Raw genomic sequence first — 15,092 nt, forward strand, 5'->3', positions numbered from 1 at the left:
ATCCCGTCATCAACAGCACGCCCTGAAGGCCGGCCACTGTCGCGCCGGCCGCCACCTTGCAGGTGGCATCCGTCAAGAAGGAATCGAATAACATGGACAATTCCAGAAACGCTTTCCGCTCGCGCACTGCGCAAGCCCGCACGTTCAACCTGCGCCGCCTGGTCATGGCGGCCGGTCTTTCGGCACTGGCGGTGGCCGGTGCCATCGCCATCACCGCGCTGACCCCGGGCCGCGCTTCGGCCGCCGCCCTGGACCAGTTCAAGCAGTTCGTCAGCAGCACGCAATCGGCCAAAGGTGCCTTCACCCAGCGCATGGTGCGGGTCGAGAACGGCAGCTCCAAGGTGGTCAATACGTCCAGCGGCAGCTTCGTGTTTTCGCGTCCGGGCAAATTCATCTGGACCTACCAGAAGCCCTATGAGCAGGTGATTCAGGCTGATGGAGAAAAACTCTTCATCTACGACAAGGACCTCAACCAGGTCACCACCAAGAAACTGGGCAATGCGCTGGGCTCTTCGCCGGCTGCCATCCTCTTCGGCAGCAATGATCTGGAAAAAAACTTCACCCTGAAGGAAGCCGGCACCAAGGATGGCCTGGAATGGCTGCAAGCCGTGCCCAAGAGCAAGGACACGACCTTCGACAACATCGGCATCGGCCTGAAGAACGGCACGCCGGTGGCCATGGAACTGCATGATTCCTTTGGCCAGGTGTCGGTGCTGAGCTTCGACAGCTTCGAGAAGAATCCCCCGCTCAAGGGCAACAGCTTCAACTTCACGGTGCCTAAGGGGGCGGACGTGTTCGAGAACTGATCGGCTTCCCCTTTACGTCAAACAGCCCCGCAGGCTTGCGCTTGCGGGGCTGTTTTCATGTGAGGGGCATGAGCCTCAGGACTCGGGCATCTTCAGCAGAGGCAGCTTGTCGGCAACGTCCTTCCACTGCGCGTGATCGGGCAGGGGCGGCTGGGCCTTGGTGATGGGTTTCCAGCCGGGCAGCTTGGCGAGGCGGGCGTTGAGGTCCTCGAAGTGCGACAGGGCGGCGGGCAGGTCGGTGGCGTTGTAGATGGCGCCGACCGGGCATTCCGGCACGCACATGGAGCAGTCGATGCAGCCGTCCGGATCGATGGCCAAAAAATTAGGGCCTTCCACGAAGCAGTCCATGGGGCAGACGCTGACGCAATCGGTGTACTTGCACTGGATACAGGAATCGGTGACGACGAAGGGCATGGAAAGCAGGGGTAAGGGCAGGTAAAAGGGCGATGTGAAGTAAAACGCGCAGGTCGCATTTTAACCGCTGCGTCCGATGGCTGCAGGCGCAGCCCGTCATCGCGCTATTGCCCTCGCGGCGGCCTGCTGCGTTAGACTACGGCCTTTGGTGAACGCGCCTTGCAATCCGGCGCTGCGCCCGCATCCTGATGACTATGAACTTTATTTCCCTGGCCGCCCTGTGGCCGTCTTCTTTGCCTGTTGATTCCCGTTGCCTGCAGGAGGCTGCCCATGGCTGACCTGTTCGCGCAAGAACCGACCGCGCCGCTGGCGGAGGCCCTGCGGCCGAAGACGCTGGACGAGGTGATCGGGCAGTCGCACCTGCTGGGCGAAGGCAAGCCGCTGCGCCTGGCCTTCCAGTCCGGCAAGCCGCATTCGATGATCTTCTGGGGCCCGCCGGGCGTGGGCAAGACCACGCTGGCGCGGCTCACGGCCACCGCCTTCGATTGCGAATTCATTGCGCTCTCGGCAGTGTTCTCGGGCGTGAAGGATATCCGCGCGGCCATGGAACAGGCCGAGCAGAATCTGGCGATGGGCAAGCACACCATCCTGTTCGTCGATGAGATTCACCGCTTCAACAAGTCGCAGCAGGATGCGCTGTTGCCCTATGCGGAAAGCGGGCTGGTGACCTTCATCGGTGCCACTACCGAGAATCCTTCCTTCGAGGTCAATTCGGCGCTGCTGTCGCGGGCGCAGGTCTATGTGCTCAAGTCGCTCACCGATGAGGAGCTGAAGCAATTGCTCAAGCGTGCGCAGGACAAGGCGCTGGGCGACCTGCAGTTCGATGACCAAGCCACGGAAACGATCATCGGTTACGCCGATGGCGATGCGCGGCGGTTCCTGAACCTGCTGGAGCAGACCCAGACCGCCGCGCACACTACCAGTACCCAGGTGGTGACGGCGGAATTCCTGCAGAACGCGTTGACCCTCAACAGCCGTCGGTTCGACAAGGGCGGCGACAATTTCTACGATCAGATTTCAGCGCTGCACAAGTCGGTGCGCGGTTCGCATCCGGATGCGGCGTTGTACTGGTTGACGCGCATGCTCGATGGCGGTGCCGATCCGCGCTACCTGTCGCGGCGTATCGTGCGCATGGCGTGGGAAGACATCGGCCTGGCCGACCCGCGCGCCATGCAGATCGCCAACGATGCTGCACTGACCTATGAGCGGTTGGGCAGCCCCGAGGGCGAACTGGCGCTGGGGCAGGCGGTGATCTACCTGGCGGTGGCGGCCAAGAGCAATGCCGGCTACAACGCGTACAACGCTGCGCGCGCTTTCGTGAAGCAGGACAAGAGCCGCGAAGTGCCGGTGCATCTGCGCAATGCGCCGACCAAGCTGATGAAGGAATTGGGGTATGGGCATGAATATCGGTATGCCCATGATGAGCCCAATGCTTATGCGGCGGGGGAGACTTATCTGCCGGACGGTATTGCCGAGCCGGGGTGGTATCAGCCTGTGCCGCGGGGGTTGGAAATCAAGATTGGTGAGAAGCTGACCCTGCTGAAGAAGTGGGATGAAGAGGCGGGGCAGAATTAAGAAAAAAAGCACCTGATCAGGTGCTTTTTCAACAAAGCGGGGCCGCTTTTCATCGATGGGATTTACCCTTCACGCGATATTTCTCGATATCGCCGCCCGCATCCATGATCTCCTTGACCCAACCCGGCTTGCGGCCACGGGCAGCGCCTGACCAGGTGAGATCGCCATTTCGGTACATCACCACGGCCGTTTTGGCGGCAGCTTTCTTGACGGTTTTCTTTCTGGCAGGCGCCAATCCAAGCTGTTCCGCTGTCAGGCCGTATTCAGCGATTTGCTGCTTGATGCCGGCGATAACGCTTTCCAGTTCTTTTGCCTTCTGCTTTTCAGCCTGGTCTTGCAGCTTCTTGATTTGCGCTTGGAGATCTGCGTAACTTGTCATTTTTTTCCTTTAATGAAGGAGTGGATCGGCTTGAAATTCACTACGCATCATTGATAGCTCTTTTTTGAGTCAAGTTGCTTAACTTTTAAAATAAATATTTGGCTTTCAATCTATCAATGAGGGATGGCGACATCGCAATGATGTGGTCCTCCAGTTCAGCCAGGTCCGGAGCATCGTCAGCAAGAATTTCTCCGTGATTTATCCCGCTTCCACAAATCTTTATTGAATACTTTTGATTTTGAAATTCTTTGATTCCGCCATTTACTTCGTTGGTGCAATCATATTTTTTGCAATCGAATTTGCTGTTGATTGCAGCGAGATGGTTAGTGATTAAAAGGGGCGAAACAAGGGAAAGCACCAGCCAGAAAATAATGGTCGTGATCATTTTCGGAAATTCTTTTCTTAGGCCATTTGCTTTTGTATTGAAGCTATAGGCTTTATTTCCAAAGAAAATCAGAATCACGAATAGGATTCCAAGGCGGGAAGATCTTGCAGGTCAAATTCCGGAATGCTGTAGTGATGTTCAGCGGCCAGACTCTGCGGCCCAGGTTCTCGTAATTGAGTTTGGGGAGAGTCCTGCTGTTTGTGTTGTTCAGCTTGTTCTGCAAGCTTGCGCCGTCTTGCCTTTGCCATCGTCACCCCGGAGCATGGTCAAAAAGCTCAGACGGTACGTGCGTGGACTTGCGTTAGAAATCGTCCATAGGTGCGGCATCGGACTCGACGGAGAGAAATGCCCGATTTATTTCAGTCATTCCAGAACGAATTTGACTCCATATTCGGTCGAGCCAGATTTGAACTCAGCGGGTTACGTCATACCGAACCAGCGCTTCACCCTTCTTGATCCGCACCGATTCAATCCGAATCTGCCCGATCTCTCCCAGCGCCGCCACATGCGTCCCGCCACAAGGATAGGCGGGCAATTCGCCAAAGCCGATCTGCCGCAAGCCATTGTCCATGGCCATCACACAGGGCAGATCCTGCGCCAGCAAGTCATTGCAGCGGCGCTCCAGTTCTGCTGGCACCAGTTCCTGCACCGTGCCATCAGCTGCAGCACCCACGCCTACCACGCGCGCTTCTCCCGGCCAGTGATGGGCTTTGGTCGGCGTCCATCCCAGTTCTGCCATCACTTGCCCAATCACGTGGCCTGCTGAATGCAGGCGCGTATGCAACTGGCGCGGCTCGGCGTCGACGGCCGCCAGGGCTGGGCCGGGCGCAACAGGGGCTGCGGTGTAATGAACGATGCCTTCACTTTCGCTGACCACGCGCAGCACTTCCACGTCGCCGATGCGGCCGGTATCGCTGGGCTGTCCGCCACCCTGCGGATGAAAGGGCGTGGCCGACAGGCGCACGGCGTAGCGGCCATCGTCCTGCGGGGTGCAGTTCAGCACGTGGATGTCGGCGCGCAAGGCGCGGTCGGTCAGGTAGAGGCGTTCAGTCATGGCGAGGCTTTCAATGTGGCTTGCTGCGAGTGTCGTGCATTGTAGCGGCCGCACGAAGTTGCGATAATCCGGCATCGACGCAAAGGATCTTTGCATCATGAGCACAAATCAAAGCATTGCCCTCCTGAACGAAATGGCCGTCTTCGCCAAGGTGGTGGAGACGGGCAGTTTCTCCGAAGCCGCACGCCAGCTGGGCGCCACGCCCTCGGCCACCAGCCGCGCCATCGCCCGCCTGGAAAAGGCGCTGGGTACGCAACTCCTCCAGCGGACCACCCGCAAGCTGCGCCTGAGCGCGAGTGGCGAGGAAATCCACGCCCGCTGCCGCGACATGCTCAATGCCGCGCAGGCCGTGCTGGCCGTCTCCGCTGCCTTCGATGCCGAGCCGCAAGGGCAGGTGAGGGTGAGCGTGCCCAAGGCGGTCGGCCATGCGCTGGTGCATCCGCATATGCCGGATTTTTTGGTGGCCCATCCCAAGGTGGACGTGCTGTTGCGGCTGGAAGACCGCTACATGGACCTCATCGACGACCAGGTCGACCTGGCCATCCGTATCACCGACCAGCCGCCCCCAGGCCTGATGGGCCGGCGCCTGATGCGCATTGACCATCTGCTGTGCGCCACGCCGCACTACCTGCAGGAGCACGGGGCGCCTGCGCACCCGCAGGCCCTGAAGGAGCACAGCTGCATCTACCTCGGTGAATCACCGGCGGATGCACGCTGGCGCTTTCGCCGGCAGGGCAAGACCGTCAATGTCGAAGTGCGGGGAAGGTATGCGGCCAACCATACCGGGGTGCGGCTCGATGCCACGCTGCGGCATCTGGGCATTGCCAGCCTGCCGTATTTCGTCGCCAGGCCGGCATTGGAGGAGGGGAGGCTGGTGCAGGTGCTGCCCCAGTGGAGTTTCAAAACGCGCTATTGCGGCGAGCTGTGGGCGCTGTATCCGGCTACGCGCCATCTGCCGCCGCGACTGGGCGCTTTCGTGCAGTTTCTGGCGCAGCGGCTGGCGCAGGAGCCGGCCCTGGCACCGGGCGCCAAGCCGGTACGCTGAAGGGATCAGGCCGCAGGGCGGTGCCAGATGTGGAAGCTGCCTTCCATGGCGGACATGGCGGCGATCACGGTCTCGTAGTTCTTGTCATCGTCGTAGCCGGGCAGGCGCGTCTTCATGGCTTCCATCAAGGCTTCCAGGCCATCGGCGTCATTCGGGATCAGCACGCCCTTGATGCCCTCGGCGCTCTTGCCGGCCAGGATCCATTGCGGTTGCGGCAGGGCATCGTCGCTGATGCGGATGGTAACGTCATCGACTGCACTCCAGGCGATGCCTTCGCGCTTGGCCCCGCGCACCATGGTGCGGATTTCTTCATCGTCGAATTCCACGCTGATCTTGCGTGCCTGCTGGGCCGCCACCCGCGTGGGCGACAGCTCGGCAGCGCCCGGTGCCTGCACTTTCCAGTCAGTCTTGCGGACCTTGGGCGGCACCAGGCGGTTCTTGATCTGCTGGCCGAAGGCGAAGGTGGCACCGAAGGAAAGCCCGGCGATCAGCCCGTAGAACAGGCTGGCCTCGTTGGACATGTAGTGGATGCCGGCCCACAAGCCCACGGCCAGGGCGGCGACCAGGCCCAGCAGGGAAAACAGGACAGGGACTTCGCGCGGCGGGCGGGATTCGGGCTGGACGGACATGGGCAAACGGGTCTCATGAGGGATGCGATGGGCCGCATGGTAACCCGCATGGACGGTGGCGGCTACCGCTGCGGCCGGATTTTATTGCGGGCAGGGCGCACGGGAGGCCCGTGGCGGGCGCGTGACTTGGTACAATCGCGGTTTCGAGCATCAACCCTATCGTAATTTCTTCCCATGATCGACATTCAACTCCTCCGTAAAGACATCGAGAACGTCGCAGCCCGCCTGGCGGCCCGCAAGTTCGTCCTGGACGTGGCCGGCTTCAATGCGCTGGAAGCCGAGCGCAAGCAGATCCAGACCCGTACCGAAGAACTGCAGGGCAAGCGCAATTCGCTGTCCAAGCAGATCGGCATGCTCAAGGGCAAAGGTGAAGACGCTTCCGCAGTGATGGCCGAAGTCAATGGCATCGGCGACGAGTTGAAGGCGTCCGCCACCCGTCTGGAAGAAGTGCAGCAGCAGATGACCCTGTTCCTGCAGGCCGTGCCCAACCTGCCGCACGAATCCGTGCCGGCCGGCAATGACGAAAGCGGCAACGTCGAGCTGCGCAAGGTCGGCACGCCCCGCAGCTTCGACTTCGAGATCAAGGATCACGTCGACGTCGGCGCGCCCCTGGGCCTGGACTTCGATACCGCCACCAAGCTGACCGGTTCGCGCTTCGCCGTACTCAAGGGCGGCATCGCCCGCCTGCATCGCGCGCTGGCGCAGTTCATGCTCAACACCCACACCATGGAGCATGGCTACACCGAGTGCTACACCCCCTACATCGTCAACGCCGACAGCCTGCGCGGCACCGGCCAGTTGCCCAAGTTCGAGGCGGACCTGTTCGCGGCCAAGAAGGGCGGCCAGGAAGGCGAGGCCGAAAACGCCGCGCTGTACCTGATCCCCACGGCCGAAGTGCCGCTGACCAACTTCGTGCGCGATGAAATCGTCGCAGGCGACGCGCTGCCGCTGAAGTTTACGGCGCACTCGCCGTGCTTCCGCTCGGAAGCCGGTTCCTATGGCCGCGATACGCGCGGCATGATCCGCCAGCACCAGTTCGACAAGGTGGAAATGGTGCAGATCGTCCATCCGGAGAAATCCTACGAAGCCCTGGACGAGATGCTGGGCCACGCCGAGACCATCCTCAAAAAGCTTGGACTGCCGTATCGCGTCATCACCCTGTGCACCGGCGACATGGGCTTTGGTGCGGCCAAGACCTATGACATCGAAGTCTGGCTGCCGGCGCAGAACACCTATCGCGAGATCTCCTCGGTCTCCAACTGTGAAGCCTTCCAGGCGCGCCGCATGCAGGCCCGCTTCCGCAATGCCCAGGGCAAGCCCGAACTGCTGCATACCCTGAACGGTTCGGGCCTGGCCGTGGGGCGCACCCTGGTAGCCGTGCTGGAAAACTACCAGCAGGCCGATGGCAGCGTGGAAATCCCCGAGGTGCTGCAGCCCTACATGGGCGGCGTGACCAAGCTGGTGCCGGGCGTCTGATTCAGTTTTCCAGAGCGCCAAATGAAGACGGCTGCCTCGCAAGAGGCAGCCGTTTTTTTAGCGTCGCACCGGGCGAGAAAACGTTTTCGTGAGGAGGCTGGCTAAGCGTCCTTGAGCGCCCAGGAGAAGGTGGTCGGGATGCGGCGCTCGATGAAGAGGCTGTTGCCCTGGATCTTCTTGGCTTCCTTCTTGGCGCGGGTGGCGGCCGAGGCGATCTGGTGCGGTGAGGAGTATTGCGAGGGTTCGATCTTCACCGAGCCCAGCGACAGCGAGACCAGCGGGTGGAACACCCGGTTGCCCTGGCGATCCTCGGTGTAGTAGCCATTGCGCTGCACGTCTTCGTCGTAGTAGAAGGCGCGGGTCTCGGCTTCGAAGGTATCGAGGATGGTGCGGCAGCGCTTTTCCCAATCCTCGCTCTGGAACAGGATGAGGAAATCGTCCCCGCCGATGTGGCCGATGAAGTCCAGGTTGGGGTCGCAGGCCTGCTGCAGCACGCGGCCGGTGGCCTGGATCATGTCATCGCCCTTGCGATAGCCGTAGACATCGTTGAAGGGTTTGAACTGATCGAGGTCGCAATAGCAGATGCAGAATTCCACCCCGCTTTGCAGCAGGTATTCGATGTGATCGTTGATGGGCACGTTGCCCGGCAACTGCGTCAGCGGATTGGCATGGCGGGCAGCGTCGATCTGCATCTGCGTGATCTCGCGCAGCAGGTCGTGGCCAGTGCCCAGCCCCACGTACTGGCCACGGTCGGTGATGATGAAGCCGTTGGAGAGATGGTGCGATTCGGCATGCACCAGCAGGTTGGAGAGGTCCTGCAGGCTGGTGTCCTGCTCGGTCAGGATGGGATTGGGGTCCATGAAGAAGGCGCAGGACTTCTTGCCATACAGTTCGCGGCCGTACAGGCGGGCAAAGCGCTCCACCATGCTGTAGCGGTTGATGAGCCCGATCGGCAAGCCATTGCTGACCACCGGCAGGGCCTGCAGCTGCGGATCGTTGACGAACATGTCGTAGGCCGCATCGTTGGTCACTTCCGGACTGACGTACTCGGTCTCGCGCAGCAGCTTGGCGACGGTGGCGCTGCGCTTGCCGGGGCCATACTTGTTGGCGGCCAGCGGGACCTTGTCGCGCCGCAGGGTTTTGGTGACATCGTCCGAGATCGAGACCGGCGGCTCCGGCAGCGGACGCGAGATGTGATAGCCCTGGCCGCAGGCAATGCCGAGGTCGCGGATAGTCAGCAGTTCGGCTTGGGATTCGATGCCTTCGGCGATGACGATGGAGCCGGACTTTTCGGCAATCTCCTGGATCGAGCGCACGAACTGCAGCTTCATCGGATCATGGTTAATCCCTTGCACGAAGTGCATGTCCACCTTGACGTATTCCGGCTGCAGCTCCGACCACAGGCGCAGGCTGGAGAAACCTTCACCCAGATCGTCGATGGCGATCTGGAAGCCCATGTCGCGGTAATGCATGGCCGCATTGCGCAGCAGGGCATAGTCGTAGGTCGGCTCGTTCTCGGTCAGTTCGATGATGATGCGCTGCGGATTGACGCCCAGCTTTTCCAGATAGCGCAAGGTCTCGCCCTGGATCGCCTCCGGCTGCATCAGTGCCCCCGGCGACACGTTCAGAAACAGATTGCCCGGCAAGCCCAGTTGCGCGAAGCGGGTCATCACGATGTGGCGGCACAGATATTCCATCTGTACCGACAGGTTGTGCGCGCGTGCCACCTTGAACAGCGCCAGCGGCGAATGCAGCGGGGTATTGGAGGGGCCGCGGATCAAACCTTCATATCCCAGGATCTCGCCGTTGCGCATGCGCACGATGGGCTGGAACAGCGCCGACAACTTGCGTTGAGCAATGATCTCATGCAGCAATGACAACATCGGATCGTCGGCGCCGCGCAGGGCCGCACCGGAGGCGCGGGCGATCAGATCGACGACTTCGGCGCCGAGCGGAAAGATTGGATTGGAGAGGGGAGCCATCTGGCTGAATCCGGATTCGAGAGAGTCAAAGAACGGCAATGCATCGCAAAATAGTTTACGGATCCTAGAAGTGATTTATGACAAGATGATGATAAGCAATTCAGCTTGATGGTTTTATGTATGAACTTTGCTTCTGCTAGTCTGTCCTGCGGGAGATGCAATGACGAGGAGATAAGTTTTTTGAATATTTTTCAAAAAATAGTTCCACTCTGAAAATAGTTCTGCTATAGTCGCTGTCTTCGCTGCACCACGCAGTGAAACGACCGAAGTTGACCGGAGAGGTGGCAGAGTGGTCGAATGTACCTGACTCGAAATCAGGCGTACGGTTTCCCGTACCGTGGGTTCGAATCCCACCCTCTCCGCCAGTTGGCTCAAGTGTTGTGAAGCTGTAGAGATAAGGCTCTGATTTTGTCAGGGCCTTATTTTTTTGTCCGTCGGTTCCGCGCTGGAGGGAGTGCGGTCGGCGTCAAATCATTGACTGGTCACCGGATGTTTTTCGAGGGGGAGAACATCGGCGTTGCGCCAGAGCCGTCCCGTGTACTGGGAGGGTTCCTGCCGGTTTCGTGGCATCGCCGCGATAGTCCGGACAAATTTCTTCCCGCTCGCGAAGTCGCCGCGCCACCCTTGGCTGCGGCTTGATATATTCGTCTCATGCATCTGCGTTTGCTTTCCATGGCGGGCTCATCATGTCCCTGAATCGTCTGTTCCGGCTGATCTCGGTCGCCTTGCTGGCGCTGTTCCTGGCGTTTGCGGTGGCCCTGGTCTGGACGGAGTGGAACACCTACCGCAGCGGTGCCAACAGCGTGCCTGCCTTGCGCAAGCTGCGCCTGGCGCTGCTGGCGATGGAAAAGATTTCCGCCGAACGTGGTCCGGCCAACGCCGTCATGGGGGCCAGTGCCTCGCTGCCGCCGGAGCTGCAGGCCAGGCTGGCCAATGCCCGCGCCCAGAGCGATGCCGCCCTGAGCCAATTGCGCGCTGCGCTGGAGGCGGATGCCAGGCTGCGGCAGTCGTGGGCCATGGACAAGGTGCGGCTGGTCCAGCAAGGCTTGGGTCCGGCGCGCGCCAATGTTGACCGGGTGGCGCGCCTGGCGCCGCAGGATCGCAGCGACGTGCTGGTGGTCTCGGCCGTCAGCAGCATGGTCGATCTGATGCCGTTGATGGTGCGCGTGGTGAGTGATCTGAGCAATGAGGCTGACCGCGCCGATCCCTTGCTGCGTGATGGCCTCTCGGCCGTGCGCGCGGTTGCCAGCCTGCGAGAGTATGCCGGGCAGGTCGGGTCGCGTTTCGTCGCCCCACTGATTGCGCATCGTCAGCTGACCCAGGATGAAGTCATTGAAATCGGACGCCTCTATGGCCGCATCGAGTTGCTGCGCAACTTCATCGCCGGCCAGTTGGGCAGTTACAGCCGCGCCCCGGAATTCGCCGCGGCCCTGGAGCGGGTGGAGAAGGAATATTTCGACAGTGGCTTCCAGTTCCTCGATTTCCTGCTGCAGATAGGGCTGAAATCCGGTGACTTCGGGGTCACGCCCTCCGATCTCTTCAAGTTCTATGTGCCCTCGATGGCCTCCGTCACCGATCTGCGCGATCTGCTGCTCGATGATCTGCTGGAGCAGGCGGAGCGCCACAATACGCGGGCCCGCAACCTGCTGATTCTGGTGGTGAGCCTGACGCTGGTGGCTTGCCTGTTCTTCCAGATGCTGGTGGTGCTGATCGGGCGGCGTGTGGTGCGTCCGCTGGTGCAGGCGACCGATCTGGTGTCGGGTCTGGTGGACGGCAAGCTGGAGCAGGAAATCCCCGAGGCGCGCCATCAGGATGAGATCGGCGCGATGATGCGTGCGCTGCGCGTGCTCAAGCAGCGCATGCGCGAGCGCAACAGTCTGGCCAAGGAGCGCGAGGCGCTGATCACGCAATTGCAGACCTCATCCAATACCGATTTCCTGACCGGCGTATTGAACCGCCGCGCCTTCTACACCCATGCCGATCAGCAGCTGGGTGTGGCGCAACGCTATGGGCGGGCGGTCTCGGTGGTGCTGTTCGACATCGATCATTTCAAGCGCATCAACGACAGCTATGGTCACCAGGCCGGCGACGCCATCCTGATCGGTGTGAGCCAGTGTGTGGCGCAGCTGCTGCGCAAGGTGGATGTGCTGGCGCGTTATGGCGGCGAAGAATTCATCATCCTGCTGCCCGAATCCGATCTGGCGCAGGCCGCCGCCGTGGCTGACAAGCTGCGCGCGGCGCTGGAAGAGCGCGTGTTCGAGACCGAAGGGGATCGCCGTATCAACGTGACGGCCAGTTTCGGCGTGGCTACGCTGGCCGGAGGCGAGGCGCTGGACAAGCTGACCAAGCGCGCCGACATCGCGCTCTACCGCGCCAAGCGGCTGGGGCGCAATCGGGTCGAGCTGGCCGGGGATGAGCTGGAAGAGCCCTGATCAGGCGCTGTCGCGTTCCAGGATGGAATAGCCCAGATCGCACACTGCTTGCGCGACCGGCTGGCCGTCGAAGCGGGTGAGCAGCATCTCCGCTGCAGTGACACCGATCTGGTGTGCGCTGATCTGCACCGTGGTGAGGGCGGGCAGGACTTCCGTGGCGATCTCCAGATTGGCGAATCCGGCCAGGGCGATGCGCTTTGGTACCGCGATGCCGCGCCGTGCGCATTCCAGGGCTGCACCGGCGGCCATGACGTCATTGCTGAAGAAGGCGGCCTCGATGTCCGGCTGCAGCGCCAACAGGCGGCAGATCGTCTCGCGTCCGGCCTGCAGGAAGCTGCCTACCGGCACCACCAGATGCACCGGCTCCGGCGCGCCCTGCGCCAGCAGCGCCTCCCGCATCCCGGCAAAGCGCGCCAGGCCGCGCGGATCATCCCCGCCCACGAAGGCCATGCGGCGATAGCCCTTGCGCACCAGATGCTCCCCCATGGCCTGCCCGGCAGCATGGTTGTCGAAGCCGACCAGCATGTCGATGGGCTGCGGGCTCATGTCCCAGGTTTCCACTACCGGAATGCCGGCCGCCTTGAGGCGCTGGCGCGTGCGCGCCGAATGCTGCACGCCGGTCAGCACCAGGCCATCCACCCGGCGGCCGATGAAAGCTTCCACCAGGCCGGTTTCCGCGTCTTCCGAATAATTGGTTTGCCCCAGCAGCAACTGGTAGCCCTGCAGGCTCAGTTGCTCGGACAGTCCGCGCACGGTCTCGGCAAAGATCGAATGGCTGATGGTCGGCACGATGGCCGCCACGATGCGCGTGCGCCGCGACGCCAGGCCGCCGGCCAGCATGTTGGGGATATAGCCCATGCTGCTGATGAAGGATTCCACCCGTTCGCGTGTGGCGGGGGACACCTTTTCCGGCGTATTGATGACCCGCGAGACCGTGATATGCGATACCCCGGCAGCACGCGCCACGTCTTCCTTGGTGATGGCGCGGGCGGGTGCTGCGGCAGGATCGGCTTTGCGGGTCATGGGAAAGGCTGGAGAGAAGTTGTCGCAAGCATAACAGCAGCGGGCCCCGGCGGGTCTTGCGGACATCCACAAGACCGTTGCTGCAAGATGGGTGGCCGCGTTCAGTCGCGGTCGTTGAAGGCCGAGATGTGCGATACCTGGAATACGCCCGACAATGAGTGCAACTCATTGCGATGCAATTGCGCCAGGCGATGCAGGTATTGCTCGCCCAATTCGGTCAGGCGCACCTGGACCAGGCGCTTGTCGCGGTCGTCCGGGGTGCGCGTGACCAGGCCGGCTTTCACGCAGCGCGTGACCAGGGCCACGACGCCGTGGTGCTGGGCCTGCAGGCGCTCGGCCAGCTCGCTGATGCTGGCCCACTCGCGGCCGGGATAGCCCTTGATGTGCAGCATGAGCAGGTATTGCAGGGGCGTCAGGCCTTCGCTCTGGGCGGCATCCTCCGAGAAGCGCAGGAAACGGCGCAGCTGGTAGCGAAATTCCGACAGGGCTTCGAAATCGTCTTTTTGCAGGCGGGGCGTGGCATTCATCGGCATGCACCTTCGCTGTGAAGTAAAAGGGAGAGGGGCAAACGGGACATATATATCATCTTGTGATGTAATTGTGGCTTTGGCGCGGGCGCTGTCACGCCGCGTGCCGTGTTGAAGACCCGTCGTCACGGAAGGGATATGCCCGATTCTATCTTGCTGTGGTTGAAAAATTTTATTCCTGCCAAGACCAATGTCGATCGCTTCGAGCGCATGCGCGCTTGCGCTGGCAGTCTGTTCGGCATCCTGCTGGTCGGCCTGACCAGCTATGCGCTGCTGCCGCATGAGGCGCGCACCATCTGGCTGATCGCGCCCATGGGGGCGTCTGCCGTGTTGCTGTTTGCGGTGCCTTCCAGTCCGCTGGCCCAGCCCTGGTCCATCCTGGGCGGCAACCTCTGCGCGGCGCTCATCGGGGTGAGCTGCGCGAAGCTGGTGCAGGAGCCGGCCCTGGCGGCGGCGCTGGCCATCGCGCTGGCCATTGGCGGCATGTTCCTGCTGCGCTGCATCCACCCGCCCAGCGGGGCGGTGGCCTTGACGGCGGTGCTGGGCGGGCCGGTGGTGCATGACATGGGCTATGCCTTCGTGCTTTCGCCGGTGCTGCTCAACTCGGCGCTGCTGCTGGCGGCCGCGCTGTTCTACAACAACGCCACCGGACGCCGCTACCCGCATGCCCAGCACAGCGCCGCACCCCATCCGCACCAGACCCGGGATGAATTGCCGATCACGCGGCTGGGGTTCTCGCATGAAGATCTGGACGCAGTCCTGAAGGATTTCAACCAGGTGCTCGACATCGGCCGCGACGATCTTGAAGAAATCTTCCTGCAAACCGAAATGCGGGCCTATCACCGCCGCTTCGGCCAGACCCTGTGCGCCACCGTGATGTCGCGCGATGTGGTCGCGGTGGAATTCGCCACCGGCCTGGACGAGGCCTGGCATCTGTTGCGGCAGCACCGGTTGCGGGCCTTGCCGGTGCTCGATCGTGGGCGGCATGTCATCGGGATCGTCAGCCGTACGGATTTTCTGGAGCATGCCGGCGTGGAAGTGCATACGGGCCTGGCCGCGCAACTGCGCCGCCTGCTGCACCGGGTGCCGTTCACGCATTCGGACAAGCCGGAAGTGGTCGGCCAGATCATGAGCCGCCCGGTCATTACCGCCCAGGTCGATACGCCGGTGCTGGAACTGGTGCCGCGCATGGCCGATGGCTTGCACCAGATTCCGGTGGTGCAGGCCGATGGCAAGCTGGCCGGCATGCTGACGCAGTCGGATATGATCGCGGCCCTCTATGAGAAAAACCTCGCGGCCACCCGCACGCTACCGGTAGTCGGCGCGGTGAGCAGCCTGCGTAGCGCCGCCTGATCGGCTTGACAG

At 61.8% G+C, this 15,092-nt stretch carries 14 protein-coding genes and 1 tRNA gene; 7 read left to right on the forward strand and 8 right to left on the reverse strand.

Annotated elements, in window-relative coordinates; genetic code table 11:
* Window positions 1-92: 92 nt before the first annotated feature.
* On the forward strand, window positions 93-806 hold the full coding sequence (gene lolA, locus ACWFUC_RS14795; protein WP_134135188.1) for an outer membrane lipoprotein chaperone LolA: 714 nt from the start codon (window positions 93-95) through the stop codon (window positions 804-806).
* Between the two features lie 75 nt (window positions 807-881).
* Here lolA and fdxA read toward each other — a convergent pair whose 3' ends face one another.
* Window positions 882-1,220 carry a ferredoxin FdxA gene (fdxA, locus tag ACWFUC_RS14800; protein WP_259434843.1) on the reverse strand — a complete coding sequence of 113 codons (339 nt, stop codon included), beginning with the start codon at window positions 1,218-1,220 and terminating at the stop codon, window positions 882-884.
* Between the two features lie 270 nt (window positions 1,221-1,490).
* Here fdxA and ACWFUC_RS14805 point away from each other — a divergent pair, with 270 nt between their 5' ends.
* Entirely contained in the window at window positions 1,491-2,795 is a 1,305-nt protein-coding gene (locus ACWFUC_RS14805; protein ID WP_489625299.1) for a replication-associated recombination protein A, read from the forward strand.
* 49 nt (window positions 2,796-2,844) lie between these two features.
* On the opposite strand, the gene ACWFUC_RS14810 is transcribed toward ACWFUC_RS14805, so the two are convergent.
* The 3 genes from ACWFUC_RS14810 to ACWFUC_RS14820 all read right to left on the reverse strand — a co-directional run bounded on the left by ACWFUC_RS14810 (window position 2,845) and on the right by ACWFUC_RS14820 (window position 4,613).
* Window positions 2,845-3,174 carry an H-NS histone family protein gene (locus ACWFUC_RS14810; RefSeq protein ID WP_034331785.1) on the reverse strand — a complete coding sequence of 110 codons (330 nt, stop codon included), beginning with the start codon at window positions 3,172-3,174 and terminating at the stop codon, window positions 2,845-2,847.
* Between the two features lie 85 nt (window positions 3,175-3,259).
* The gene (locus ACWFUC_RS14815; RefSeq protein ID WP_489625300.1) at window positions 3,260-3,637 is read right to left on the reverse strand and encodes a hypothetical protein; all 378 of its coding nucleotides are present in this window, start codon (window positions 3,635-3,637) and stop codon (window positions 3,260-3,262) included.
* 334 nt (window positions 3,638-3,971) lie between these two features.
* Window positions 3,972-4,613 carry an alanyl-tRNA editing protein gene (locus ACWFUC_RS14820; RefSeq protein WP_489625302.1) on the reverse strand — a complete coding sequence of 214 codons (642 nt, stop codon included), beginning with the start codon at window positions 4,611-4,613 and terminating at the stop codon, window positions 3,972-3,974.
* A gap of 97 nt (window positions 4,614-4,710) precedes the next feature.
* On the opposite strand from ACWFUC_RS14820, the gene ACWFUC_RS14825 reads away from it, so the two are divergent.
* Window positions 4,711-5,658, forward strand: coding sequence for a LysR family transcriptional regulator (locus ACWFUC_RS14825; RefSeq protein ID WP_489625303.1), 948 nt, complete (start codon window positions 4,711-4,713; stop codon window positions 5,656-5,658).
* Between the two features lie 5 nt (window positions 5,659-5,663).
* Here the strand turns inward: ACWFUC_RS14825 and ACWFUC_RS14830 are convergent, their stop codons facing one another.
* Window positions 5,664-6,287: an anaphase-promoting protein gene (locus ACWFUC_RS14830; RefSeq protein WP_489625304.1), complete on the reverse strand. Its 624-nt coding sequence runs from the start codon at window positions 6,285-6,287 to the stop codon at window positions 5,664-5,666.
* A 174-nt stretch (window positions 6,288-6,461) separates the two neighbouring features.
* Here ACWFUC_RS14830 and serS point away from each other — a divergent pair, with 174 nt between their 5' ends.
* Window positions 6,462-7,763, forward strand: a complete 1,302-nt coding sequence (serS, locus tag ACWFUC_RS14835; protein WP_276839009.1) for a serine--tRNA ligase — start codon at window positions 6,462-6,464, stop codon at window positions 7,761-7,763.
* Between the two features lie 101 nt (window positions 7,764-7,864).
* Here the strand turns inward: serS and ACWFUC_RS14840 are convergent, their stop codons facing one another.
* On the reverse strand, window positions 7,865-9,745 hold the full coding sequence (locus tag ACWFUC_RS14840) for a GGDEF domain-containing protein (protein ID WP_489625305.1): 1,881 nt from the start codon (window positions 9,743-9,745) through the stop codon (window positions 7,865-7,867).
* 275 nt (window positions 9,746-10,020) lie between these two features.
* On the opposite strand from ACWFUC_RS14840, the gene ACWFUC_RS14845 reads away from it, so the two are divergent.
* Both ACWFUC_RS14845 and ACWFUC_RS14850 read left to right on the forward strand, forming a co-directional pair.
* Window positions 10,021-10,110: transfer RNA gene (locus ACWFUC_RS14845), tRNA-Ser, on the forward strand.
* Window positions 10,111-10,431: 321 nt separating this feature from the next.
* Window positions 10,432-12,177 carry a diguanylate cyclase gene (locus tag ACWFUC_RS14850; protein WP_489625306.1) on the forward strand — a complete coding sequence of 582 codons (1,746 nt, stop codon included), beginning with the start codon at window positions 10,432-10,434 and terminating at the stop codon, window positions 12,175-12,177.
* Here the strand turns inward: ACWFUC_RS14850 and ACWFUC_RS14855 are convergent, their stop codons facing one another.
* Together ACWFUC_RS14855 and ACWFUC_RS14860 are read right to left on the reverse strand one after the other, a co-directional pair.
* Window positions 12,178-13,200 (reverse strand): LacI family DNA-binding transcriptional regulator, encoded by a 1,023-nt coding sequence (locus ACWFUC_RS14855; protein ID WP_489625307.1) that lies wholly within the window; start codon window positions 13,198-13,200, stop codon window positions 12,178-12,180.
* Window positions 13,201-13,301: 101 nt separating this feature from the next.
* Entirely contained in the window at window positions 13,302-13,727 is a 426-nt protein-coding gene (locus tag ACWFUC_RS14860; RefSeq protein WP_121039514.1) for a MarR family winged helix-turn-helix transcriptional regulator, read from the reverse strand.
* Window positions 13,728-13,865: 138 nt separating this feature from the next.
* Between ACWFUC_RS14860 and ACWFUC_RS14865 the strand changes: the two genes are divergently transcribed.
* Complete coding sequence (locus tag ACWFUC_RS14865; RefSeq protein ID WP_489625308.1) at window positions 13,866-15,080, forward strand: HPP family protein; 1,215 nt, start codon at window positions 13,866-13,868, stop codon at window positions 15,078-15,080.
* Window positions 15,081-15,092: the final 12 nt, after the last annotated feature.

It is taken from the genome of Herbaspirillum sp. Her4 (genome assembly GCF_057961335.1).